At 37.8% G+C, this 22466-nt stretch carries 26 protein-coding genes; 16 read left to right on the forward strand and 10 right to left on the reverse strand.

Annotated features, from left to right (window positions below; genetic code table 11):
- Positions 1-23 precede the first annotated feature (23 nt).
- Positions 24-1832 carry an oligoendopeptidase F gene (pepF, locus tag KC820_RS10465; protein WP_212370853.1) on the forward strand — a complete coding sequence of 603 codons (1809 nt, stop codon included), beginning with the start codon at positions 24-26 and terminating at the stop codon, positions 1830-1832.
- A gap of 396 nt (positions 1833-2228) precedes the next feature.
- Here pepF and KC820_RS10470 read toward each other — a convergent pair whose 3' ends face one another.
- The 3 genes from KC820_RS10470 to KC820_RS10480 form a co-directional block, all read right to left on the reverse strand.
- Positions 2229-3122: a ClpXP adapter SpxH family protein gene (locus KC820_RS10470; protein ID WP_336511043.1), complete on the reverse strand. Its 894-nt coding sequence runs from the start codon at positions 3120-3122 to the stop codon at positions 2229-2231.
- A 25-nt stretch (positions 3123-3147) separates the two neighbouring features.
- On the reverse strand, positions 3148-3531 hold the full coding sequence (locus tag KC820_RS10475) for a globin domain-containing protein (protein WP_212370861.1): 384 nt from the start codon (positions 3529-3531) through the stop codon (positions 3148-3150).
- 99 nt (positions 3532-3630) lie between these two features.
- On the reverse strand, positions 3631-4209 hold the full coding sequence (locus KC820_RS10480) for a CYTH domain-containing protein (RefSeq protein ID WP_212370863.1): 579 nt from the start codon (positions 4207-4209) through the stop codon (positions 3631-3633).
- A 137-nt stretch (positions 4210-4346) separates the two neighbouring features.
- On the opposite strand from KC820_RS10480, the gene yjbM reads away from it, so the two are divergent.
- From yjbM to KC820_RS10495, 3 genes are read left to right on the forward strand one after another with little or no spacing between them, the layout of a single operon-like run.
- Entirely contained in the window at positions 4347-4961 is a 615-nt protein-coding gene (yjbM, locus tag KC820_RS10485) for a GTP diphosphokinase (RefSeq protein ID WP_212370865.1), read from the forward strand.
- A gap of 34 nt (positions 4962-4995) precedes the next feature.
- Positions 4996-5808 (forward strand): NAD kinase, encoded by an 813-nt coding sequence (locus KC820_RS10490; protein WP_212370867.1) that lies wholly within the window; start codon positions 4996-4998, stop codon positions 5806-5808.
- 25 nt (positions 5809-5833) lie between these two features.
- Complete coding sequence (locus KC820_RS10495; RefSeq protein WP_212370869.1) at positions 5834-6709, forward strand: RluA family pseudouridine synthase; 876 nt, start codon at positions 5834-5836, stop codon at positions 6707-6709.
- On the opposite strand, the gene KC820_RS10500 is transcribed toward KC820_RS10495, so the two are convergent.
- Positions 6688-7233, reverse strand: coding sequence for a hypothetical protein (locus KC820_RS10500; protein ID WP_212370871.1), 546 nt, complete (start codon positions 7231-7233; stop codon positions 6688-6690). The two genes, KC820_RS10495 and KC820_RS10500, sit on opposite strands and share 22 nt — an antisense overlap.
- Before the next feature lie 86 nt (positions 7234-7319).
- Positions 7320-8498 carry an FtsW/RodA/SpoVE family cell cycle protein gene (locus KC820_RS10505; RefSeq protein WP_212370873.1) on the reverse strand — a complete coding sequence of 393 codons (1179 nt, stop codon included), beginning with the start codon at positions 8496-8498 and terminating at the stop codon, positions 7320-7322.
- Positions 8499-8638: 140 nt separating this feature from the next.
- Here KC820_RS10505 and mgtE point away from each other — a divergent pair, with 140 nt between their 5' ends.
- From mgtE to KC820_RS13550, 3 genes are all read left to right on the forward strand, one after another.
- Positions 8639-10015: a magnesium transporter gene (gene mgtE / locus KC820_RS10510; RefSeq protein ID WP_236782634.1), complete on the forward strand. Its 1377-nt coding sequence runs from the start codon at positions 8639-8641 to the stop codon at positions 10013-10015.
- 125 nt (positions 10016-10140) lie between these two features.
- Positions 10141-10923: an enoyl-ACP reductase FabI gene (fabI, locus tag KC820_RS10515; protein WP_212370875.1), complete on the forward strand. Its 783-nt coding sequence runs from the start codon at positions 10141-10143 to the stop codon at positions 10921-10923.
- Positions 10924-11068: 145 nt separating this feature from the next.
- Positions 11069-11476, forward strand: coding sequence for a CotO family spore coat protein (locus KC820_RS13550; RefSeq protein WP_212370877.1), 408 nt, complete (start codon positions 11069-11071; stop codon positions 11474-11476).
- A 110-nt stretch (positions 11477-11586) separates the two neighbouring features.
- Here the strand turns inward: KC820_RS13550 and KC820_RS10525 are convergent, their stop codons facing one another.
- Entirely contained in the window at positions 11587-12045 is a 459-nt protein-coding gene (locus KC820_RS10525) for a CotY/CotZ family spore coat protein (protein WP_212370879.1), read from the reverse strand.
- 199 nt (positions 12046-12244) lie between these two features.
- Between KC820_RS10525 and KC820_RS10530 the strand changes: the two genes are divergently transcribed.
- Positions 12245-12478, forward strand: coding sequence for a hypothetical protein (locus KC820_RS10530; RefSeq protein WP_212370881.1), 234 nt, complete (start codon positions 12245-12247; stop codon positions 12476-12478).
- Positions 12479-12686: 208 nt separating this feature from the next.
- Complete coding sequence (locus tag KC820_RS10535) at positions 12687-13001, forward strand: hypothetical protein (RefSeq protein WP_212370883.1); 315 nt, start codon at positions 12687-12689, stop codon at positions 12999-13001.
- Positions 13002-13102: 101 nt separating this feature from the next.
- Here the strand turns inward: KC820_RS10535 and KC820_RS10540 are convergent, their stop codons facing one another.
- From KC820_RS10540 to KC820_RS10555, 4 genes are all read right to left on the reverse strand, one after another.
- Positions 13103-13777: a DUF421 domain-containing protein gene (locus tag KC820_RS10540; RefSeq protein ID WP_212370885.1), complete on the reverse strand. Its 675-nt coding sequence runs from the start codon at positions 13775-13777 to the stop codon at positions 13103-13105.
- Positions 13778-13931: 154 nt separating this feature from the next.
- Positions 13932-14363, reverse strand: a complete 432-nt coding sequence (locus tag KC820_RS10545) for a GNAT family N-acetyltransferase (protein ID WP_212370887.1) — start codon at positions 14361-14363, stop codon at positions 13932-13934.
- On the reverse strand, positions 14363-14881 hold the full coding sequence (locus KC820_RS10550; protein ID WP_212370889.1) for a YjcG family protein: 519 nt from the start codon (positions 14879-14881) through the stop codon (positions 14363-14365). The genes KC820_RS10545 and KC820_RS10550 overlap by 1 nt, the downstream gene beginning before the upstream one ends.
- A gap of 92 nt (positions 14882-14973) precedes the next feature.
- Positions 14974-15699, reverse strand: coding sequence for an alpha/beta hydrolase (locus KC820_RS10555; protein ID WP_212370891.1), 726 nt, complete (start codon positions 15697-15699; stop codon positions 14974-14976).
- A 240-nt stretch (positions 15700-15939) separates the two neighbouring features.
- Between KC820_RS10555 and pxpB the strand changes: the two genes are divergently transcribed.
- The 7 genes from pxpB (at position 15940) to KC820_RS10590 (ending at position 22380) form a co-directional block, all read left to right on the forward strand.
- A complete protein-coding gene (gene pxpB, locus KC820_RS10560) occupies positions 15940-16659 on the forward strand; it encodes a 5-oxoprolinase subunit PxpB (RefSeq protein WP_212370893.1) in 720 nt (239 codons plus the stop codon).
- Positions 16649-17410, forward strand: coding sequence for a LamB/YcsF family protein (locus KC820_RS10565; RefSeq protein WP_212370895.1), 762 nt, complete (start codon positions 16649-16651; stop codon positions 17408-17410). The genes pxpB and KC820_RS10565 overlap by 11 nt, the downstream gene beginning before the upstream one ends.
- Before the next feature lie 11 nt (positions 17411-17421).
- Positions 17422-18321 carry a 5-oxoprolinase subunit C family protein gene (locus tag KC820_RS10570; RefSeq protein WP_212370897.1) on the forward strand — a complete coding sequence of 300 codons (900 nt, stop codon included), beginning with the start codon at positions 17422-17424 and terminating at the stop codon, positions 18319-18321.
- Positions 18302-19300, forward strand: a complete 999-nt coding sequence (locus KC820_RS10575; protein WP_212370899.1) for a zinc-binding dehydrogenase — start codon at positions 18302-18304, stop codon at positions 19298-19300. Before KC820_RS10570 ends, KC820_RS10575 begins: the two co-directional genes overlap by 20 nt.
- Positions 19301-19415: 115 nt before the next feature.
- Entirely contained in the window at positions 19416-20126 is a 711-nt protein-coding gene (locus KC820_RS10580; protein ID WP_212370901.1) for a response regulator transcription factor, read from the forward strand.
- Positions 20110-21471, forward strand: a complete 1362-nt coding sequence (locus KC820_RS10585; RefSeq protein WP_212370903.1) for a HAMP domain-containing sensor histidine kinase — start codon at positions 20110-20112, stop codon at positions 21469-21471. The genes KC820_RS10580 and KC820_RS10585 overlap by 17 nt, the downstream gene beginning before the upstream one ends.
- A 60-nt stretch (positions 21472-21531) precedes the next feature.
- A complete protein-coding gene (locus tag KC820_RS10590; RefSeq protein ID WP_212370905.1) occupies positions 21532-22380 on the forward strand; it encodes a PepSY domain-containing protein in 849 nt (282 codons plus the stop codon).
- The last annotated feature ends 86 nt before the right edge of the window (positions 22381-22466 follow it).

Raw genomic sequence — 22466 nt, forward strand, 5'->3', positions numbered from 1 at the left:
CATTAAACAGGGAGGTTACATAGATGGCCGAAGAAAATACAGGACTAAAAACAAGAGAAGAAGTTCCTACTGACTTGACGTGGGATCTAGAAGCCATTTTTTCGAATGATGAAGAGTGGGAGAAAGAATTTGAAGCATTAAAAGAAGAGTATAAAAAAGTAGAGAAATTTAAAGGTACATTAGCCAATTCACCTGAAAACTTACTGGAATTATTCCAATTTGAAGATGACTTTGATGGCCGATTGGAAAAGTTATATGTATATGCTCATATGCGTTCCGATCAAGATACAACAAACAGCAAATATCAAGATCAAAATGCGAGAGCCGCAAGTCTTGCGACCGAAGCGATGAGTGCATTTAGTTTCGTGACTCCAGAGATTCTTGGAATGTCCGATGAACAGATCGAATCATTTTTGCAGCAAAATGAAGAATTAAAGAAATATGAAAAGACATTACGAGATATCATTAAATCTCGCCCGCATGTTCTTAGCGAAAAGGAAGAGATACTACTCGCTAAATCACAAGAAGTTTCAACTACTGCTGGGAAAGCATTCAGTATGTTAGATAATGCAGACTTAGAACTGCCCAAAATAAAAAACGAAGATGGGGAAGAGGTTCAACTATCCAACGGTCGTTACCGAGATTTTCTTGATTCAAAGGATCGTGAAGTGCGAAAAAGTGCTTTTCTAGGCATGCATAACACTTATAAAAGTTTTAAAAATACGTTCGCAGCAACATTAAGCGGCCAAGTAAAAGGTGCGAACTTTTATGCGGATGCACGTAATTATGATTCAGCTCGTGAAGCTTCATTGGACCGAAATAATATTCCTGAAAAAGTATACGATCAATTAGTTGATGCGGTAAATGATCGACTACCGTCTCTTCATCGTTTTATGGATTTGAAGAAAAAAGTATTAGGTGTAGATGAATTGCATATGTATGATATTTATACACCGCTAGTAGACGAAAAAATCGAAGTGACGATTGATGAAGCGAAACAGCATGTATTGGAAGGACTTAAGCCACTTGGTGAAGAGTACAATTCCATCTTACAAAAAGCTTATGATGAACGCTGGATCGATTGGTTGGAAACGAAAGGGAAACGAAGTGGGGCTTATTCATCTGGGAGTTATTTGACTCGACCTTACATTCTAATGAATTGGAACGACAATATCGATAACTTGTTTACACTCGCACATGAATTAGGACATTCACTTCACAGTTATTACACGCACCAAAACCAAAGTAAAAGATATGGCTCTTACTCAATCTTTGTTGCTGAAGTTGCATCTACGGCAAATGAAGCCTTATTGAATGATTATTTGTTAAAGACATTGGAAGATAAGAACAAGAAGTTATACTTGCTTAACAACTTCTTAGAAGGGTTCCGAGCAACCTTTTTCCGTCAAACAATGTTCGCTGAATTTGAACATGAAATTCATAAACGCGATCAAAATGGTGAAGCACTGACTGCAGATAAATTAACTTCTATTTATTATGATTTGAATAAAAAATACTTTGGAAATAACGTTCATGTTGATGAAGAAATCGGATATGAGTGGGCAAGAATTCCGCATTTTTACATGAACTACTATGTTTATCAATATGCAACAGGCTATGCTGCGGCAACAACCTTGGCTGATAAAATCCTAACAGAGGGAGATGTTGCAGTCGAGCGCTTTAAAGATTACCTAAAAGCAGGTCGTAGTGAAGATCCAATTGACGTGCTCAAAAAGGCTGGCGTCGACATGACGACGAAAGATCCAATTTTCAAAGCTTTAGATGTATTTGATGCGAAACTAGATGAATTTGAAAAACTTTTAGCAGAATAAATGAAAAACCATTCTACATGTATGTGGTACTGTATGCCAGTTGTAGAATGGTTTTTTTATTTAGAGAAGTCTTATGAGCAATCTTCCTATTGATTCAAAATGTTTGATTGCTCAGGCAAGGAGCATTTCCGAACATATCCCCAAGTTCCGTTAATCTTTATCTTCGCCGAATAGCGTTTTTTTGTGTAAGGGTGTAGACAAATATAAATATAACGGTGAACAATAGTGGGAACGTAATGAGGCGGGGTAATAATTCCATCATTCCAAGGAGGTTCAATATAAAAGCCCCGAGTAATAATAATAGCCAGCCTAAGACGATGAACATCGCGATCAACTCCTGTCTATTATTATGTTACGGGGCAGGTAGATAAAGTATGAGTACTAGAATCATTAAATTTATGTTGTTTGTTTATACATCCAAAAACTTCCGTACTTTGCATCGATTCTTTCAATTTGATTATTAAATGATAGCTTCAACAATTCTCGTTCTGTTTTTTTCATTGACCAATCGTATACAAAAGCAACTTCTTTTGTTGCTACGAATTGGTGCTCTGCCAAGAATTCCGTGAGACTTGGTTTAATACTAGGTGAAATGTGTTTACCCATGACTTCAATCAAAGCGCGTTCATACAGTTCATAATCATATGCGCTTGTTATTTTCAACCCATCATATTCATCTTCGCGATTGAATAAAACAATTGAAGGCGTTTGATCAACTTCCATTTCACGCGTCAAGTTTAAATCTCCCAATAAAGCGCGTTTGGCTGCTTCAGAATGTAGATCCTTATGAAATTCTTCGACATCCAAATTGACTCGTTCAGCAATGGTTACTAGATTATCAATATCAGAGATATTTTTCTTAGTTAGGAATAAATATTCACGAAGTTTTCGTAAATATCTTGTGCCAGCACGTTGTCCTTGTAACTCAGCAGCTTTAATAGCAAGAGAGACAGGCCAAGGTGACGTCTCAGGATTGACTAGCCAATAATCTGGGTCGCAACACATACCAGTCATTTTGGCTGTCGTATCCCAGTCATTGATTTTCTCTCGAATATAAGCTGGAGTCGGGTTATATAAAGAAGATAGTGAACCGGTAATAATAGGCCTTAATTTAAAATAATGTCCGTATTCACTGACCAGCTTTTTAATATACGGCTCAAAAGACCAACATTCTGGGCACATCGGATCTATAAATAAGTACATTTCTAGTGGTTTATTTAGATAATGGTCAATTTGGGAATCTTTTTTCGATGCTAGTTCGATTATAACTTGTGAAGACTTCTCTTCCACATCGATTTCCCCTTTCCCCTTAATTCTATTCGGGCGTATTCATCATATGATTTGCAGTCATACGTAAACGCTCAAACATCGCACTACGATACGGTTCTTCTATTTCTACTTCTTCTAATGCGGCATCCATACACGCTAACCAAGCATCACGTCTTGTTGGCGTGATTGGAAAAGGCATATGTCTTGCGCGCATCATCGGGTGACCACGTTCTTGTATATATAAATTGGGTCCACCAAAAAACTGAGTGAGAAATAACTTTTGCTTTCTTGCTGTTTCTGTCAAGTCTTCTGGAAAGATTGGAATCAAATCAGGGTGCTTACCGACTCGTTCGTAGAAAGCATCTACCAACTTGCTGATGGTCTCGGCTCCCCCGATATCATCATATATATTCGCTCGTTGAACAGTCATGAATTAGTTCCTCTCTTTCTGATACTTCATTATTGTAGCAACGCTCTTCCTATCTATCAAATATTATGGTCTTTTGGGGCTACTTGAAATTTATTCAATTTATTGTGAATCTGATTGTTTTGCAGAAAAAAATCGTTTAATTTTACTTTCAATCGGACGTCGTTCAATTTGATAGGATGTCAAAATTTCTTCCAATTTGTTTTGTGCCTTATGCATACTCGGCGCTTCAATTTCTAACTCGTAATCTTCTTTCTGGTGATAGACACTATGATCCAATACGAGCAAGCAATCACCTTTTTGTACTTCTTGTCGGTAAGTTGTCAACTGACCAAAATACTGAATGGACTTTTCGGATATATTTAACTTTTCGATTTGTCTACGAATATTGGGCCCAAGGGAAACTTGGTTATTCATCCATGATGTAGCATCTTGGTCGTCTAGCTGATCGTGAGTTTCCAATAAGCCTTCCGTCTGTGGCTCTTTCAATGTGGAGACATAGCTGCCATTTTTGAAACGAATACGAAGTGCTGAACCGGTATTCTTTAATTGAAAATCATTTGTTTCGAAATAGTGATTCGTTTGCTCTTTCATTTTTGCCTCTTTAAATAATGTGTTTTTAAGATATGTATATTCTTTTTCATTCAGCTCGTTTTTTAATTCAATTTCAATTTCTTGCATAGAGCCACCTCCAAGCTTCAAAACTTATTCTTATTATCCGATATTATGAACTACATAGCAAAGATTCTGACCATAATTAATTTATGATACAATGGAATGTGGAAAATCAGTAAGTTGGAGAAAGTAGGAATGCAGCTATGAATTGGGATATTTTCTTAGCGCCATATACACAAACCGTTGACGAGCTGAAGATCAAATTAAAAGGGATGCGAAAGCAATTCGACTATGAATCCCGTCATTCACCGATTGAATTTGTAACAGGAAGGGTAAAACCTATAACGAGTATTATTGAAAAAGCAAAGCGACGTGGGATCGCCCTATCCAATATGGAAGAGGAAGTTCAAGATATCGCAGGGCTTCGGGTTGTGTGTCCTTTTGTTGAAGATATTTATGAAATTGTTGAACTGATACGCGAAAGACAAGACTTTGAAATTATTGAAGAAAAAGATTATATCGAAAAAAATAAAGAAAGTGGCTATCGTTCTTATCATATTGTTATTCTTTACCCAGTAGAAACGATCTACGGCGTAAAGAAACTGTTAGCCGAAATTCAAATTAGAACCCTAGCCATGAACTTTTGGGCGATCAATGAACATTCACTTAATTATAAATATGCAGGACAACTGCCAGAAGAAGTACAAACAAGATTGCGTAACGCAGCAGAGGCAGCTTTCCGCCTGGATGAAGAAATGTCGAAAATCAGACAGGAAATTCAAGACGCTCAAAAAATATTCAGAAGAAAAAAAGATTAATGAGTTCTCATTCGAAGAGAAAAGGAGAATTTCAATGAAATTTTATGTGCAGTGTAGAGGAGATAGCATTTCAAAAGAAATTAAATCAAAATTTAAAAGCTACTTATCTGAATTCGATATGGATTACGATGAGGAAGAGCCGGACCTAGTCATTTCAGTTGGCGGGGACGGAACTCTACTTGAAGCGTTTCATCGTTATAATCATCGACTGAAAGAAACGGCTTTTATTGGTGTTCATACGGGACATTTAGGATTTTATGCCGATTGGATTCCAAGTGAGTTGGAAAAGCTGATCATCGAAATAGCTAGAACACCATTCCAAGTCATTGAGTATCCTTTATTGGAGCTAATCATCCGTCCAAAAGATTATGAGCATGAACATCGTTATCTAGCACTGAATGAAACATCTGTAAAAACAGCGGAAGGATCCGTCGTTCTCGATGTGGAAATCAAAGGTGAACATTTCGAAACGTTCCGTGGAGATGGACTATGTATATCCACACCATCCGGTTCGACAGCTTATAACAAAGCATTAGGTGGCGCCATTATTCATCCATCGTTAGAAGCATACCAAATCACTGAGATGGCATCGATTAACAATCGTGTATTCCGTACAGTTGGCTCACCGTTAATATTACCAAAACACCATACGACTGTGTTACGTCCTAAAAATAACCGAACATTCTTGATTACGATCGATCACCTGACAATGAGTTTCAACCAAGTGCACTCAATTCAGTGCCGTGTAGCAGAAGAGCGAGTTCGCTTTGCTCGATTCAGACCATTTCCGTTCTGGAAACGAGTGCATGATTCATTTATTTCAAACGCTAGAACAGAAAACGATTAATCGTTCGTGTAAGGGTGAAGCAATAATGAGATGGAAGATTACTGATGAATATACGCAATTAACCGTACGTGATTATTTACTTCATGTACGGTTTTTTTCGAATCGATTATTGAAAGATGTAAAAGAGCGCGGGGAAATTCGGTTGAACGGAATGCACGTGACTGTGCGTGCGAAACTGACATCAGGCGATCAATTGGAAATTCAACTTCCACAAGAAGTACATTCTAAAGCGATTTCTCCTATGCCTTTGGCAATTGAGAAAGTGTATGAGGATTCAGCAATACTTGTCGTCAACAAGGAAAGTGGGTTGGCCGTCTCACCGAATCCTAATGATATCAACACTCCAACACTAGCAAATGGTGTGATGTATGACTATCAACAGAGAGGTATAGATAACACATTCCATATTGTTACCCGGTTAGACCGAAATACGTCTGGATTAATCGTTATCGCGAAAGACCGGTATACCCATCATTTATTACAACAAAGACAAATCAATCGAACTTACGTAGCGATTGTTGAAGGTTATATGAAGGAAGAAGAGGGAGTCATTGATCTGCCGATTGGTCGAAAACCAAACTCTATTATCGAACGAATGGTCTCAGAAACAGGAAAACGAGCAATTACCCATTTTCGTTTACTCGAAAAAAAGAATAATTGCTCGTTTATAAAGATTCAATTGGAAACAGGTCGGACACATCAAATTCGGGTCCATTTTTCTTATATGGGGCATCCACTTGTCGGGGATGATTTATATGGAGGTTCAACACAGTTGTTAAATCGACAAGCGTTACATTGCCAGTCGCTCAGTTTTATTCACCCATACAGCGAAGAACGAATTCATTTTTATAGCCATTTGCCAACTGATTTAAAGTCCATTTATGCTTCTTTCTCTTCATAAGGGACGTCGTTTCTTTTGAGTAACACTTTCATGGTTCCGACATCACCAGCATGTTTCTGAGAAAGAATAAATTTTTTCTCCTCATCAGGAAGTTGAAAAGCAATTTCAGTTTCATTCGTTGTCTCGTCATAAATAAAATCGGCATTTTCAATTTCGGACCATGAAAAGACCTCTTTATCTAACGGTTTTTTTATCGTAATTTCGTCTCCAGAAAACATGTTGTACAAATTAAAACTGACATAACTCAAGCTAAGACCAATGACTAACATTAGAATCCCAGCTGCTTTGATTATTTTTCGTTCAAAAACCATTAAAATACAAAACAAGACAAATGCGAGTGTACCAAAACCGAGCAATAAATTCGCGATTACCGGTACCTCAATTAAAAAAACGTTCGATTGATTGTGCTCATACAAAAAGTATAAAATCATGTTTGGGCCAATCAGTGCAGCTAGCACCCCAGTAATTCCGATAATAATAGCTCCGATAATCCATAAAACCTTTCGTTGTACTTCCTCGTCCATATAAATTCCCCCCCGCTAACTGATACTTATTCCTCCATCACAAGAAATTATTTCTATTTTATTTCTCTATAGATATAATGATTGATTTATTGATCAGATTCAAACATAAATTCTCTTTTTCGAGAATGAATGTTTAGCACTAGACCGATTGCTGCCATATATACAAGTAGGGAGGTCCCTCCATAGCTTAAAAACGGCAAAGGAATCCCCGTTAAAGGCAATAGTTGGACAGACATTCCGATATTTTGAAAGATTTGATATGAAAACAATCCAACCATACCTACACACAAGTACGTACCGAAAGGGTCCTTACTCTCCAAAGCAATTTTAATGATTCGGTAGATCATTAGAAAATAAAGCACGATGACAACACTGGCACCAATGAAACCAAACTGCTCAGCTACTGCTGTGAAGATCATATCTGTATGTCTTTCAGGTATATAAACTTCAAAGCCCATAATTCCTTTACCGAATAATTGACCTGAACCGATTGCGAGCATCGACTTTATGGCTTGCATTGCTGATCCATCACTGTATAAATGAGGATTTTGCCAAGCTTGAATTCGGTAGGCTACGTGATCAAAAGGGCTATTCATCAAGATTTCAATAAATTTATCCGTGTTAGATAAATATAGAATGACCACTACTGCTAACGCACCAAAAACAATCCCAAATATCGTAAGTAACGTTCGCCAGCGTATTCCTGAAATTAATGTCAGGAAGCCAGTAATGGAGATAATCACTAAAGCTGAGCCGAGGTCAGGCTGTAAAGCAATCAAAACGAAAGGAGGTAAAGCCATCGCTAATAACTTTGCCAGTAAAACCAAATCATAGGTTAAATTCTTTACAGTCCATTTTTCGTTATGTGATGTAATCATATGAGCTAACCCGATAACGAAAAAGACTTTCATGAACTCGGATGGCTGAATGGTTTGACCGGCTATCTCATACCATCTTGTAGCTCCGTTTAATGTTGTACTCCAAGGTAGAAAAAACAGTCCTGCCAGCAAAAACACACCGAAACCATAAACGATCCACGCGATTTTTCGGTACCAATCAAAATCTAATATCATAATGGCGGCAACACCCATGCTGCCGATCAAAAACCAAATAATTTGTCGGATAGAGAATTTAATTCCCGATATGTCTCCAGGCAAGAAATCTTGTAATGTATATAATGTAAAGCAGCTAATAGCAATCAATGCTACAATGATTGTAATTAAAAAAGAATCTAAAGGATACTTTTCTTTAGAGTAGTTTTCCATGTATATTCCCCTTATAAGGTTTGTTTCATTTTTAATCATACGTCAATTCTCGACAATTTAAAATAGATGAGTCCTTTGTCGAATAAATTAACTCATTATACAATAATACTACGGATTTACTTCCTTGAGGAGGTTTTTTTATGGAAAATAACAACACAGAAAATATGGAATTTCTACGAAAAGAAAATTATCGCGATGTTATGAAGGCATTGGAAGATAATCAAATAGAATTATTCCGAGAAGCATATTTGGGACTTCACCCTTATGACCAGGCGACAATCTTTGAAGAAGTGTCGAGCGAAGAACGCTTCCAAATCTATACGTATCTTTCGCCAGAAGAAATGTCTGAGCTTAGTACGCACATGAATTTTGACTTCTTCAGTGAGCGTTTGCTTGAAATGAATCCGGATTATGCCGCTAAGATCCTTGATGATCTGCCGACAGATGATGCGGTTGATATACTGAACCTCCTGGATAAAAACCAAGCGACGAGCTTGTTAATGTTAATGGACAAAGAAGAAGCTGATGAAATTCGCAGCTTACTGCATTATGAAGAAAAAACTGCTGGTAGTATTATGACTACGGAATATGTCGTTATTAACCAAAATATGACGATTCGAGAAGCGATGGTGCATCTTCGTTCAGCAGCGCCTGATGCAGAAACGATTTACTATGTATTTGTTGTCGATGATGAACAAAAACTAGTTGGTGTTATATCCCTTAGAGACTTAATCATCTCTGAACAGGATGATAAGATCAGTGATGTCATGAGTGACCGAGTTGTCTCTTCTTATGTTGGCGATCACCAAGAAGAGATCGCTCAATTAATGAGAGATTATGATTTCTTGGCATTGCCTGTTGTTGACTTGCAACAACACTTGCTCGGGATCATTACCGTTGACGATATTCTAGATGTTATGGATATTGAAGCCAGTGACGACTACTCGAAGTTAGCAGCTGTTACAGATATGGAACCTGGGGATCAAACAGCTTTGAATGCTGCAAAAAAGCGTTTGCCATGGCTCGTTATTTTACTGTTTCTCGGTCTTATTACAGCAAGTCTCATTGGCCGATTTGAAGAAACGCTTGACCAAGTCGCGGTGTTGGCAATATTCATTCCGCTGATTGCTGGGATGGCTGGAAATAGCGGAACACAAGCACTAGCTGTTACTGTAAGAGGTCTGGCAACGGGAGAAATATCTAAAGAGGGTTTCTTTAAGCGGCTCCGTCGAGAAACAGTAACTGGTTTAATTACAGGAGTTACATGCGGTTTACTCATGTTTTTTATTATTCTTGTTTGGATGGACCATCTATATCTTGGTATCATCGTCGGTGTTTCAATTGCTGCATCATTATTGGTTGCGACGATTGCCGGTTCATTGATGCCGTTGTTAATGCATAAGTTTCATATAGACCCAGCGGTCGCCAGTGGCCCATTCATTACGACGATTAACGATATTATTTCAGTTTTAATTTATTTTGGATTGGCTACTTCCTTTATGTATTTGTTGATTTAAACATGGTATGAATCCCTATTTCAAAATAAATGATAAAAAAGATTGTTAAATGGTACGCTTTCTTATAAAATAGGACTAGGTACTAATAACAAATACTAACTTATTAAAAATAGGAGGCCAATGAAATGAAATTCTCATTAGAAGGTCGTACATACGTCGTGATGGGTGTTGCTAATAAACGAAGCATCGCTTGGGGAATCTCTAAATCATTACATGATGCAGGAGCCCGCTTGATTTTCACGTATGCTAGTGACCGTTTTGAAAAGCCAGTAAGAGAGTTAGCTGGAACATTAGATCGTGATGACTCACTTTTTTATGAGTGTGATGTTACGGACGATGAGGCTATAAAGAAAACATTTGCTGAAATAAAAGAAGATGTAGGTGTTATTCACGGACTGGCTCACTGCATTGCTTTTGCCAATCGAGAAGACTTAAAAGGCGAATTCATTGATACTTCAAGAGATGGCTTCTTACTATCTCAAAATATAAGTGCTTATTCCTTGGTAGCTGTATCCAGAGAAGCTAAAGAGCTGATGACTGAAGGCGGAAGCATTATGACGATGACATATCTTGGCGGAGAGCGCGTTGTTGAAAACTATAACGTGATGGGTGTTTCTAAAGCAAGCTTAGATATGACGATGCGTTATCTTGCAAACGATCTTGGAAAAGAAGGAATCCGCGTGAATGCGATTTCTGCTGGTCCAATTCGTACATTGTCAGCAAAAGGTGTCGGGGATTTCAACTCAATCTTGAAAACAATTGAAGAAAGAGCACCACTACGTAAACCCGTTACACAAGAAGAAGTTGGAGATACGGCTTATTTCTTAATGAGTGATCTTTCACGCGGTATTACAGGCGAAATTTTACACGTAGACTCAGGGTACAGTATCCTCGGATTAACCGAATAAAAATCACTAGACCTCAAAGCCTCAATCGGTTTTGAGGTTTTAATTTTTATTTTATGAATATCTTTTCTAAAACACCCGGTACAAACGCACAAGAATGCTTCCGTTGCATATGATGGAGGAGAACTGACAAAGGAGTGATCCGTAAGTGCAACGTGTAAAGCCACCATTATTATTTATAGAAGAAAAAAGTTCTCATTCAACAGAAATTGAGGCACAATCGTTCTATTACTCAAAAAAATCAAGTCAAAAAAATAATGCAAAAGAAGAAGGTTCAAATGAGGAATCACAGCAGGAAGCATTGAATGAACATAATGAAGTTAAAGCAAATAAAACTTCGTTTGAATCGTTTGATCTAAATGAGAAACTTAAGCATTTAAGTCGTTTATTATTAACAATCCCTCAAATGAATTGTGAAATCATTACGGAAGAAACGAGTTTTAAAGGAACCATACAAGATATTAACGAAGATTCGATAATTTTAAAGCCTCAGCAAGCACCAGCCTTCAAAATATCCAAAAAAATTATCAAAGATATTCGTTTGGCAGGGTTATAGATGATGTGCTGGCAAGGCCATATGGCTGCGCCAGTTTTTTTGATGTATATCTATGTACATGCATAAGAAAGCTGCCTTGAATGATATCAAGGCAGCTTTCTTTAACTGAATTAGCTACAAGCATTCACTGCTGGCAGGCAAGTGACATGACAGAAGCAATCTAAATCAACTGTAATACAGATTCCAGTGGTTTTAAGATTGGCAGTCTTTTGACGCGTTGGATCAGTGAAGTTTTGTTGAGATTCTTGTGGATCTCTTAGTAGTTCCAGAACTGCACAGCAATCACTATCTACACTTTTGACGCGGAAATAGAAGCTTGCAACAACCGTTCTGCTTGAGTTGTTATAAACCCCGAATCCTTTAAAAGGATCACAGTCACAATATAGTAGTACAGGGACCGTGTCGAGATTATTCGGTGCAGCTGAATCACCTAATAAATCTTGAATGGATTGCTCACAGCCAATCTGACATTCATGATCGACTGTATCCCGTTGTGCCTCCACGATTTGACGAAGTATATCGCAAACACAATTTCCCGTTCGATCTTTCTTATCACAGCGACAACTCATATAAAATCCCCTTTCTAGTCAAATGACCTTTTATACGCTACTACATTATGCGAATTACCTATTGGAGTGTGGGCGGATGTTGTATTTCTCACAAATCAATACAATCCTTTTCGGTAAGTAAAAGGGCGTTTGACTATTCCCAATCGACTGAGGATGAATATAGTAGTAATGTACATTTTCATTAAAGGAGATGAATAACTTGTCAGAAGAAAAAAAGGAAATTCACGTAAAAGACTTAGTGATCAAAGCGGATCGTGTATCATTTGAACCACCAGAAAGAAAAGATCCATTTTTCGGTTCGGGAAGACCAGATTTATGGAAGCCAACGGATCATAGTAAAGAAGAATTGGAAGCGGAACATGAACCATCTGATGAACATGACGATGGAGAGTTTGACGGCGAAGAAAGAAGACCACCATTTTTTTGGATTTAAATTTCTCCTTGGTAGCTTTCTAGGTATATAAATTTCCGTACGATGATTAAGTAGTATTAATCATCGTACGGTTTTTTTAATCAGCTTTATCAACATGCAATAGAGCAATTAAAATTCTGTAATATAAAAGTCGTAAGAACGTCATAAAGAATAAGCATATATTTTGAGATAAAGGGAATAGATTAGTAGATAGAGGAGGGTGTTGTCAATGGGCTATATTGCTCCTGTCAATATGGAACAAACAAACCAGTATCAATTAAGAACGCTCCAAAACGTAGTTCATCCAATTACATGGGAACGGATTTACCATGTGAAATTACATGAACAATTAGCAAAGCATCAAAGTATGGATGATATTTATCAAAGAAAAGAACAATTAAGGAAACAGCTTGACCAAGGTGAAAAAAACAAACCACAACAGAATTCAGTCATTGTCACTGAACGAGCGAAAGTAAAGAAGAGGAAAGATACTTCATTCCCCGAAATCACAGGTAAAGGAAAGTTTATTAGCGACTCTGTTTAATAAAAGGTTTTGCTTTTTTAGAATGGGGTAATAGGACTACACAAAAAATAACATCCAGACAAATTATTGACTGGATGCTAACCATAGATCAAGGGAAGGCCTTACTCAGATGATAGGATAAATAGGCCTTTCCCTTTTTCCCATTCTGCATATACGATGTCTTTCAATTGATAACCTTGTCGTTCCACTTCCATTATAACACGATTTTCATCCCATTCAATTTCATCTAAGTTTTCCTCAACAATCTCTCCATCGGCGATGATTGTTATCGGTAAATAGACTTCTTGCTCTGGAATATTTAATGCTTGTTGATCTGGTTGTTGGTAATTATGTTTTTTAAGTACGTTAATTGTACCGCTTGGCTCAAAGATGGCATACTCAACCTCTCTCAATGAAAATACATCTTTATCACGCAGCAGTTGTAACATTTGGCTAAGGTCCAGTTTGTTTCTCTTTAATTCGTCATATTGGATAATGCCTCGACGGACGAGTATTGAAGGCATTCCTTCTAGAGCCTTTCTGCTTTTTCGAACTTTCAATGTAAAAAAATCTATGGAGTAGACGAGAGCTCCCCAAAGAGCTACCGCAAACAAAATTTCCCGCACACCAACATTTTGATCATAAACTGCATTCCCGACAAGCTCCCCCAACACCATTACAGAGATGAAATCGAAAACGGTAATCTGATTCATTTGTGTCTTACCTAGAATTTTTGTCAATATAAAAAGTGCTATAAATCCAATGATGGCTTCCAATGCAATGGATCCAAACTCCATTTTTGGTACCCTCCAAGTCATAAAATCCTGTCAATAGTATGCGTTTAAAATGACTGGTTCATACCTAAATGAATTGATTCGATCAATTAAAAAAAACCGGATAAACTTTATTGTTTATCCGGCTTTCTATAGAGTTTATTAAGTATATTTTATCCTAAATAGATAAATCCTTAATCATGGTGATGTGGGGAATACCAGCATCGAGAAACTCACCTGATATCGTTTGGTAACCTAATTTTTTATAGAATTCTTCTGCATACTTTTGTGCATTCAGTTTAGCTTTGAAGTATCCGTGTTTTTTGATCGTTTCTTCCATTTCTTCAATGATTTTATTTCCATAATGATTTCCACGTTCATCTTTGACTACACAAATTCGTTCAAGTTTTCCATATTCATCGACAAATCTTAAACGGCTTGCGAGCACAGGGCGTTGGTCAATATAACCGACAAAGTGGATGGCGTGCTCATCATGTTCATCCATCTCTTCATCCATGGAAACACCTTGTTCGTCAACAAATACTTCTTGGCGGATCTGATAGGCATCGTTTCTCTCTCGTTCGGTACTTACTTCCTTAATTTTGATCATCATTCACCCAACTTATATGTCTCATAAACGGTCCAAGAACCGTCATCGAGCTGATAAAGAAGTTGGAAACGATCAATTGTATCTTTTAAATCAAAAGAAGAAATCTTTAGCGTGCCATACACATCAGAGTGTTCGTCTTCAGATAAATCCTGGCTGATGGTTATGTGTGGAACAAATTTAAACTCTTGTTCACCTGGAAAGCCTTCAGCATTCATTTGTTCATTCAACTTACTCAATGTATCATTCGGTTCTATTTTTAAATAAATCGTATGAGTAATCGGGCTGAATGAACTAACTTTCTTTATTTCGATGTCAAATGGTTCTGTCTCTTTCGCAATTTTCGAAAGGTCTTTAGACAATCTGTCAATCGTTTGCTGATCGGCGGTGAAACTTTCTTTTAATGTAATGTGAGGAGGTATCTTGGAGTATGATGGATCATACCTCATCCGATAAGAATTGGCAATGTCTTGAATTTTTTTTGATGGAAATGCAGCGATTCCGTAAGTTAATTGACTCATTCAATCATCCCTCCTAAAAAATATAGTCGTCTCAATTTTTGTTTAGCTTCTATTATAACAGATACGAGACTGAAAAACTTTTCATGTGCTGATTATTTTCCAAAAATAGTCTGAAGGGCCTGTGGCAAATCTTTCTGCCATTGCTTCCATGTGTGTTTCCCTTCATTTTCTTTGTAATAATAATCTGCGACTTTACTCTTTAAAAGCTCATGTAGCTTTCGATTCGGTTCTAAAAAGTCATCTTTGCTACCTTTAGTTGTTGGTACTTCGGTCTCATCTTTTCCAATCGTATGGTAGATGGTCATATTTGCAATTTCTTCAGAAGCTTCAACGGCTTTTAAAACGTGTTCATCAACATATGGAGACTGCATAATAATTTTTCCGAATGCATTCGGATATTTCAACGCAGTCATTAAAGAGACGGTTCCACCGAGTGAATCTCCCATAAGTACACGACAAGATCCGACATTATATCCTGGAAGCTCCTCATCTAAAAGGGGTACGACTTCCGAACGTAAAAACTTAATGTAATCCGCGTTTCTCTCACCGTTTGGATGATATTTGTCCCAACGGTCATAACGATCTCGATAATGAATCCCTACAAAGATAGTGTTTTCAATCTTATCGTCAGCGTGTAATCGATCGCTTACAGTAGCGGCGCGACCTAATTGATAATAATCATTTCCGTCTTGCATGATACATAGATGGTATTTATACAATGAGCTAAAATTTTCTGGTTGATAAATTTTGATGGTAATTGTTTCATTCAGGAAATCACTTTCAATTTCCCGGTCAATCATTTTTCCGGCTCTTCCCACAAAACAAACCTCCGTTTACTGAATATAAATTTATTTTAGCATACTCAGAAGAAATAGCCATGTAATTAGGTGTATGTTAAAAGGATTTTACCCTAAATAAGACTATACCCGAATTATGTTAAAATAGTCTTAAAAGTATTGAATTTACTAAAGTTTATTAGTTTTTTTGAATGGCTAAACAGGGTATTTAATGAAATTAGATGGAGTTTAATTTTTGAGATTGAAAGTGAGTCGAAATAAATGAAGTCAATCCGATTTATGCCATTAGGCGACCAAGCGATTATTGTTTCTTTCGGAAACGGGCTAAGTAAGCAAGTAAATCAGCGAGTTCAAAGCTTCCGTCACTTACTACTTCGTCAAAAATGGCCGTTTATCGTGGATGTAGTCGCTACGTTTACGAATGTAACGGTTTTCTATAATGCAACGAAGCAATCGTATCCAGAAGTTCGCAATGAATTGAAACGTTTGTTGGAAGTAGAGAATCGTTTTAATACAAAGAAGAGCGTTCAAAACATTTATCTACCCGTACTTTATGATGGAATGGATTTAGAAAGAGTATCTGAAAAAACAGGGTTAAGTAAAAAGGAAATTATTCATCACCATACGAATCAGGCTTATCCCATTTATATGGTTGGTTTTTTACCCGGATTTCCTTATATCGGTGGATTCACAGAAAAACTTTCAATTCCCCGGTTGGATAAACCGCGCAATCAAGTGCCAAAAGGAAGTGTTGGGATTATCAATTCACAATCTGGAATATACCCTGTTTCATCGCCCGGTGGATGGAATATTATTGGAACAACACCAGTGGAGCTCATCCGATTAGATAAAAAATACCCATTCTACTATCAGGCGGGTGACTATATTACTTTTTATCCGGTCGATGAAGACGAATACAAGTCCATCCGACAAAATAAATTATTTGAACCAAAAATTGAGGTGATTCAAGATGGCGATTGATTTTAATGCGGATCTTGGAGAAGGTTACGGTGCATTTTCTGTCGGGAATGATGAAGAATTATTGAGTATTATCAGTTCATGTAATATTGCATGTGGATTTCATGCGGGTGATTATAAAACCATTCCACAAACGGTTAAGAGAGCGATGGAAAAAGGTGTACAGATTGGGGCTCATCCTAGTTTTTACGATTTACATGGGTTTGGAAGAAGAAACATACCTCATACACCAGAAGATATTTATGAGTTGATGATTTATCAGTTAGGTGCATTGCAGGCATTCGTCCGATTACACGGCGGCCGTCTGAACCATGTAAAGCCTCATGGCGCATTATATAATATGGGGGGAAAGGACCCATCAGTAGCACTGGCAATAGCCCAAGCGGTAAAAGATTTTGATAGACGCCTCGTGTTGTTTGGCTTAGCTAATAGTGAGCTTATCCGAGTAGGCCAACAAGTGGGTTTAGAAACGGCACAGGAGGCTTTTGCTGATCGTACTTATCAAAATGATGGAACACTGACACCAAGAAGTGAAAAGAATGCCGTTTTACATGATACGGAGAGTGTTGTTGAACAAGCGCTACGTATCGCACAAGAAGGAAAAGTAACGTCCGTCGACGGTACGGACATTGAACTCCATGCAGACACGCTTTGTTTCCACGGTGATACACCAGAAGCTGTCGAGCATGCGAAAGCTTGTAAACAAGCTTTTGAAAAAGAAGGAATCCACATTACGACAACCTTTGGAATGTGAGGAAGAAATCTATGTTGAAAGTAATCAATCCAGGAATTTTGATGACTGTTCAAGATCAAGGTCGGAAAAAGCATCGTTCATTCGGAGTACCAATGTCGGGTGTTATGGATCATTACGCCGCAAATTGTGCTAACTATTTATTGGGTAATTCAGAAAAGGAAGCGGTTATTGAAATAACAATGGGTGGCGTTACACTCGATGTCGTGGAAGATACGGATATAAGCGTCACTGGCGGAGATTTAAATGGCTATATAAATGAAAAACATCTTCCAATGTGGAAAAAACTAACGGTACATTCAGGCGATCGATTGACGTTTAAAGGTCCAAAATCAGGCATGCGCACGTATATTGCTCTTCCTGGTGGTATTGAATCACCGAGCTATTTAGGAAGTCAATCCGTCTATGAGAAAGCAGGTTTCGGGAAAGCCTTTCAAAAAGGTGATAACATTAAAGGCAGACAGTCAACTGCAGCTCATGCCAAATCAATTCAACCGATGAAGATCCCGACGTATACGAAGGAAGTAACAGTCCGAGTCGTTCCGAGTCATTATGAAAGTAGCTTCAAAGATTCGTCCATTCAATACTTTTATGAGAAGGGCTTTACAATTAAAGCAGCTGACCGGATGGGGTGCCAATTACAGGGTCATCGTTTAGAGCGGAAAGAAAACATAGATATTTTGTCGGAAGCGACGACCTATGGAACGATTCAAGTGCCAGCGGAAGGAAGTCCAATAATACTGCTTGCTGATGCTCAAACAACAGGAGGGTATCCAACAATCGGAACCGTCTTAACGGAAGATTTGTGGCGAATAGCACAATTGCCACCAGGAGGAAAACTATTTTTCGAACGCTATCCATTAAAAGAAGATCTAATAGAGAGGAGTTCGTCATATGAAAGCATTGATTCATGAAAAAATCGCAGGTGTAGAAGGAGTTCGCTGGTCAGATACAGAGAAACCAGAACCGAAAGCTGGAGAAGTGTTAATTAAGTTGGAAACTGCAGGAATGAATCGTAGAGATTTAGCTGTTATTACTAAGCGCCACAAAGAAAATGATCCACCTTTAATCCCAGGATCGGATGGTGCTGGGGTTATCGAAGTGATCGGAAGTGATGCAGAACGATTCGAAATTGGACAAGAAGTAATTATCAATCCAAGCTTGGGATGGGAGCAGAATAGCGACGTGCCACCTGAAGGATTCAATATCGTGGGTTTTCCTGATGATGGAACATTTGCTGAATACATTGTTTTGCCAGAGTCACAAGTAGAGAAAAAACCGACTCAATTATCATGGGATGAAGCGGGTGTTTTAGGACTTGCTGCATTGACAGCCTATCGAGCTTTGTTCACAAGAGGGAACTTACAAAAAGATGAAACAGTCATGCTTCCTGGAATCGGTAGTGGTGTCCTCACGTTCGCACTAAAATATGCGAAAGCGGCGGGAGCACGTGTGATTGTTACGTCACGGAGTGAAGAGAAATTAGAGGAAGCCAAGAAGCTTGGGGCTGACCGTGGAATTTTGACTGGTTCGGATTGGAATGAAGAGTTGAAAGATGAATCCGTTGACTTATTAATTGAATCCATCGGTGCAGCCACTTTTGAAAAATCCCTCGGAATCATTAGACGTGGTGGAACGATTGTCACATTTGGTGCCACAACGGATGATGAGGTGACGATCGATATACGGAAGTTTTTCTATGGGCAATACAATTTATTAGGATCGACGATGGGAAGTAGAGAAGAGTTTCGGGAAATGCTTCAATTTATCGAAAAACATCATATTAAGCCTGAAATAGATAGAATGTTTGAAACGGAGAACTATACAGATGCATTTAATTATTTAGAGCAAAGTAAGAACTTTGGAAAGATTGGCTTTCGAATAAGTGAATAAACTAACGCAAAATCAGCACAAACCGAGTAGTCTTATGAACTCGATTTGTGCTGGTTTTTTCTCTCTTATGATAAGATGTACATATAATTAAAGGCGAAAATAGTAGGTGAATAGTATGTCTGACAATGCATCCATTTTAATTGTAGAAGACGAAGATAAAATCGCACGTGTCCTTGAATTAGAGTTGTCCTTTGAAGGCTATAAAGTCGATAAGGCTTCATCAGGATATGAAGCGATTGAAAAATTTCGAACAGAAAAATGGGATGTCGTGTTACTCGATATCATGCTTCCTGAGATGAGTGGAATTGAAATCCTACGTCGAATTCGAAAAGAAAATGAGCAAGTTGCCGTCATATTGTTGACTGCAAAAGACTCTATTGAAGATAAAGTGACAGGTCTCGATTTAGGTGCCAATGATTATATGACCAAACCATTTCAAATCGAAGAACTTTTAGCTAGAATTCGAGCAGCTCTTCGTTTAAAGCAGAAGCCTAACAATGAAATAGATGATCAATGGTTGGTTTTTTCCGATCTGAAGCTGAATGAAAGTACGAGAGAAGTTTACCGTGGTGACCGATCAATCGACCTGACACCAAGAGAATTTGATTTGCTTGTTTATTTCATGAATAATCCGCGCCATGTTTTAACTAGAGAACAGATTTTAGAAACCGTATGGGGATTCGACTACTATGGCGAAACGAACGTCGTTGATGTTTATGTTAGATACGTAAGAAAAAAGGTTGACGGAGAACAAGATAAAAAATTAATCTATACCGTTCGAGGCGTCGGCTATGTCATGAAGGATGCTTATGAATCTAAAAAATAGAATCTTTTTATATACTGCTGTTGTGTTTGTTGTGATTACTATTCTGCTTTCCATTACAATTTATTTTACTTTTTCCCACATTACATATGACAGGGAAATCGATCAAATGGAAGATGAAGTTACAAATATTTTGACAGGAATCGCTCAAGCAGACGAAAGTTTTCCGGTAAACGATTTACTCGGTGTATATGTTCCGTCAAACGGCATGTTACGAATCTTAGACAAGCAAGGCAATCAATTAAGTGAAATTACGTCAGGTGATTATTTGTCATTACGGGAGGTAACAATCCCATTCAATTCCGTTCGAATGAGTGGAAGAACAGAAGATTCGAATACAGTGATCGGTTATGTCCAAGTACCGACGATCTGGCAGAATGGTAAAGTTGTTTATGTGCAGCTTTTTGAAAATTTAAGTGCTGTACAAGATAACCTGCGGACACTCCGATTTGTTTTGGTTCTGGTCGTTTTAGTCGCGATTATTCCGGTAATGGTTTCTGGTAGAGTGCTCGCTGATTTTATTAGTCGTCCAATTCAATCACTTATTCGTACCATGCAAGATATTCAGACGAGTTCATCATTTAAGCATATTGAATACCAACAAAAACCGGGTGATGAACTATATACGATGACGCGTACATTTAATGAAATGATTGATCTTTTGAAAGACAACTATGAAAAACAAGAAGCATTTGTTTCCAATGCCTCCCATGAACTACGAACACCAATCACTGTCATCGAAAGTTATGCCAACCTGGTTAAGCGACGCGGATTGGAGAAACCTGAGTTGGTTATGGAATCGATTGAAGCCATTCATTCAGAAGCCGTACGAATGAGAGACTTGACGGAGCAATTACTCATGTTGGCCCGAAGGCAAAAGGATTGGCAATTACACGTTGAATTATTTTCATTGGCAGAAGTTGTACAAAGAGTATCACAAAACATCGAAAATTCTTATGGTAGAACAGTGAAATTAACCATAGATAAAGAGATCCCTCCGATTCACTCAGACCAGCAAAAAATTAAACAATTATTGTATATCTTTATCGACAATGCTCGTAAGTACAGTGAAGAGTCAATTGAAATCGATATAAAAAAGCTTGCGGCAAACTATGTCGTTAACATTAAAGATTACGGAATCGGTATACCAGAAGAATCAATCAATAAAATATTCGATCGCTTTTATCGTGTGGATGAAGCGCGGACACGTGATGAAGGAGGTAGTGGTCTCGGTCTTGCCCTGGCTAGTGATTTAGCAAAATCTCTCGATATTAAAATCGATGTTCAAAGTAAGGTTGGAAAAGGAACGACGGTTATTTTAACGATTCCTTCATTAGCTTCTCATTAAATTTTAATCTTTATATTTTATACTGTGGATAAATGGTCTACTCAAGGAGGTCAAAGCCTTTTGAATAAAGAAAGAATTTTTTGGATGGCTGGAGGATCGATACTGACAATTACTTTTTTTCTAATCGCTCAACAATTCCTATTCGGCGAATCCTCTGCTGAAGAACTCTCTGTTGGTGAAGTGAAGGAAAGAGTTGAAGAACGATTCCAGGCAAAAGTCCTATCGATTGAGGAGAAAGAAGAACAATTTGAAGTGAAAATCGAAGAAAGCAATGGTAAATACTTAGTTTTCGTTGATTCTGTAGAAGGGCAAGTACTCAATATTCAACCACTTTCTGATGAAGCTTCAGAAAAGTCATCAACGTCTGATGGAGATTCCATTATACAAGAAGGTGAAGATCCACCGTCAGATGAAACAAATGAAAACAATCCAGAGAACGAAAGTGGAAACATGCAAGAAAATAAAGGAAATCAGCTAACCTTAGTAGAAGCTGAGAAAAAAGTGAAGCAATCGTATAAAGGCGAGATCACCTCATCCGAATTTGTTGATGCAGAGCAACCGTACATTAAATTAACGATTGATAATGATTATGAAACGATTCAAATTCATGTGGATGCAAAATCAGGTGAATTAAGCGAACAAAAACGGGTGAGTAAAGAACAGTCTAAACAAGAAGATCCAGCTGAAAATGAAAGTCCGCAACAAACATTGATTACAAAGAAAGAAGCAGGTCAAATTGCTTTGGACAAAATATCTGGAGAACTAGAAGATATTGAGCTAAAAGAAGTCGATGGAACGGCATATTACCATGTAGAAGTAGAAAGAAAGGTAGACGATGAAGATGAAGATTATGTCATTCGAATCAATGCCATCACAGGGAAAGTTATTTCAGTTTCTAAAGATGATTAATTCATTTAGTATTGAACTACCCACCACTTAACAAACTACGGTTGTTTGAAGTGGGGGATTCCTAAGAACACCAGCGTAACCGCCAG

It is taken from the genome of Allobacillus saliphilus, from assembly GCF_018138385.1.
Taxonomy (GTDB): Bacteria; Bacillota; Bacilli; order Bacillales; family Alkalibacillaceae; genus Allobacillus; species Allobacillus saliphilus.

Excerpts from the sequence above, each read along its gene's own strand:
- pepF (WP_212370853.1), top strand. The coding sequence starts at position 24 with ATGGCCGAAGAAAATACAGGACTAAAAACAAGAGAAGAAGTTCCTACT.
- KC820_RS10475 (WP_212370861.1), bottom strand. The coding sequence starts at position 3,531 with ATGACTGTTCAACGAGCGAATATATATGATGATATCGGGGGAGCCGAG.
- KC820_RS10480 (WP_212370863.1), bottom strand. The coding sequence starts at position 4,209 with ATGCAAGAAATTGAAATTGAATTAAAAAACGAGCTGAATGAAAAAGAA.
- yjbM (WP_212370865.1), top strand. The coding sequence starts at position 4,347 with ATGAATTGGGATATTTTCTTAGCGCCATATACACAAACCGTTGACGAG.
- KC820_RS10490 (WP_212370867.1), top strand. The coding sequence starts at position 4,996 with ATGAAATTTTATGTGCAGTGTAGAGGAGATAGCATTTCAAAAGAAATT.
- KC820_RS10495 (WP_212370869.1), top strand. The coding sequence starts at position 5,834 with ATGAGATGGAAGATTACTGATGAATATACGCAATTAACCGTACGTGAT.
- KC820_RS10500 (WP_212370871.1), bottom strand. The coding sequence starts at position 7,233 with ATGGACGAGGAAGTACAACGAAAGGTTTTATGGATTATCGGAGCTATT.
- KC820_RS10505 (WP_212370873.1), bottom strand. The coding sequence starts at position 8,498 with ATGGAAAACTACTCTAAAGAAAAGTATCCTTTAGATTCTTTTTTAATT.
- mgtE (WP_236782634.1), top strand. The coding sequence starts at position 8,639 with ATGGAAAATAACAACACAGAAAATATGGAATTTCTACGAAAAGAAAAT.
- fabI (WP_212370875.1), top strand. The coding sequence starts at position 10,141 with ATGAAATTCTCATTAGAAGGTCGTACATACGTCGTGATGGGTGTTGCT.
- KC820_RS10525 (WP_212370879.1), bottom strand. The coding sequence starts at position 12,045 with ATGAGTTGTCGCTGTGATAAGAAAGATCGAACGGGAAATTGTGTTTGC.
- KC820_RS10535 (WP_212370883.1), top strand. The coding sequence starts at position 12,687 with ATGGGCTATATTGCTCCTGTCAATATGGAACAAACAAACCAGTATCAA.
- KC820_RS10540 (WP_212370885.1), bottom strand. The coding sequence starts at position 13,777 with ATGGAGTTTGGATCCATTGCATTGGAAGCCATCATTGGATTTATAGCA.
- KC820_RS10545 (WP_212370887.1), bottom strand. The coding sequence starts at position 14,363 with ATGATCAAAATTAAGGAAGTAAGTACCGAACGAGAGAGAAACGATGCC.
- KC820_RS10550 (WP_212370889.1), bottom strand. The coding sequence starts at position 14,881 with ATGAGTCAATTAACTTACGGAATCGCTGCATTTCCATCAAAAAAAATT.
- pxpB (WP_212370893.1), top strand. The coding sequence starts at position 15,940 with ATGAAGTCAATCCGATTTATGCCATTAGGCGACCAAGCGATTATTGTT.
- KC820_RS10565 (WP_212370895.1), top strand. The coding sequence starts at position 16,649 with ATGGCGATTGATTTTAATGCGGATCTTGGAGAAGGTTACGGTGCATTT.
- KC820_RS10570 (WP_212370897.1), top strand. The coding sequence starts at position 17,422 with ATGTTGAAAGTAATCAATCCAGGAATTTTGATGACTGTTCAAGATCAA.
- KC820_RS10575 (WP_212370899.1), top strand. The coding sequence starts at position 18,302 with ATGAAAGCATTGATTCATGAAAAAATCGCAGGTGTAGAAGGAGTTCGC.
- KC820_RS10580 (WP_212370901.1), top strand. The coding sequence starts at position 19,416 with ATGTCTGACAATGCATCCATTTTAATTGTAGAAGACGAAGATAAAATC.
- KC820_RS10585 (WP_212370903.1), top strand. The coding sequence starts at position 20,110 with ATGAATCTAAAAAATAGAATCTTTTTATATACTGCTGTTGTGTTTGTT.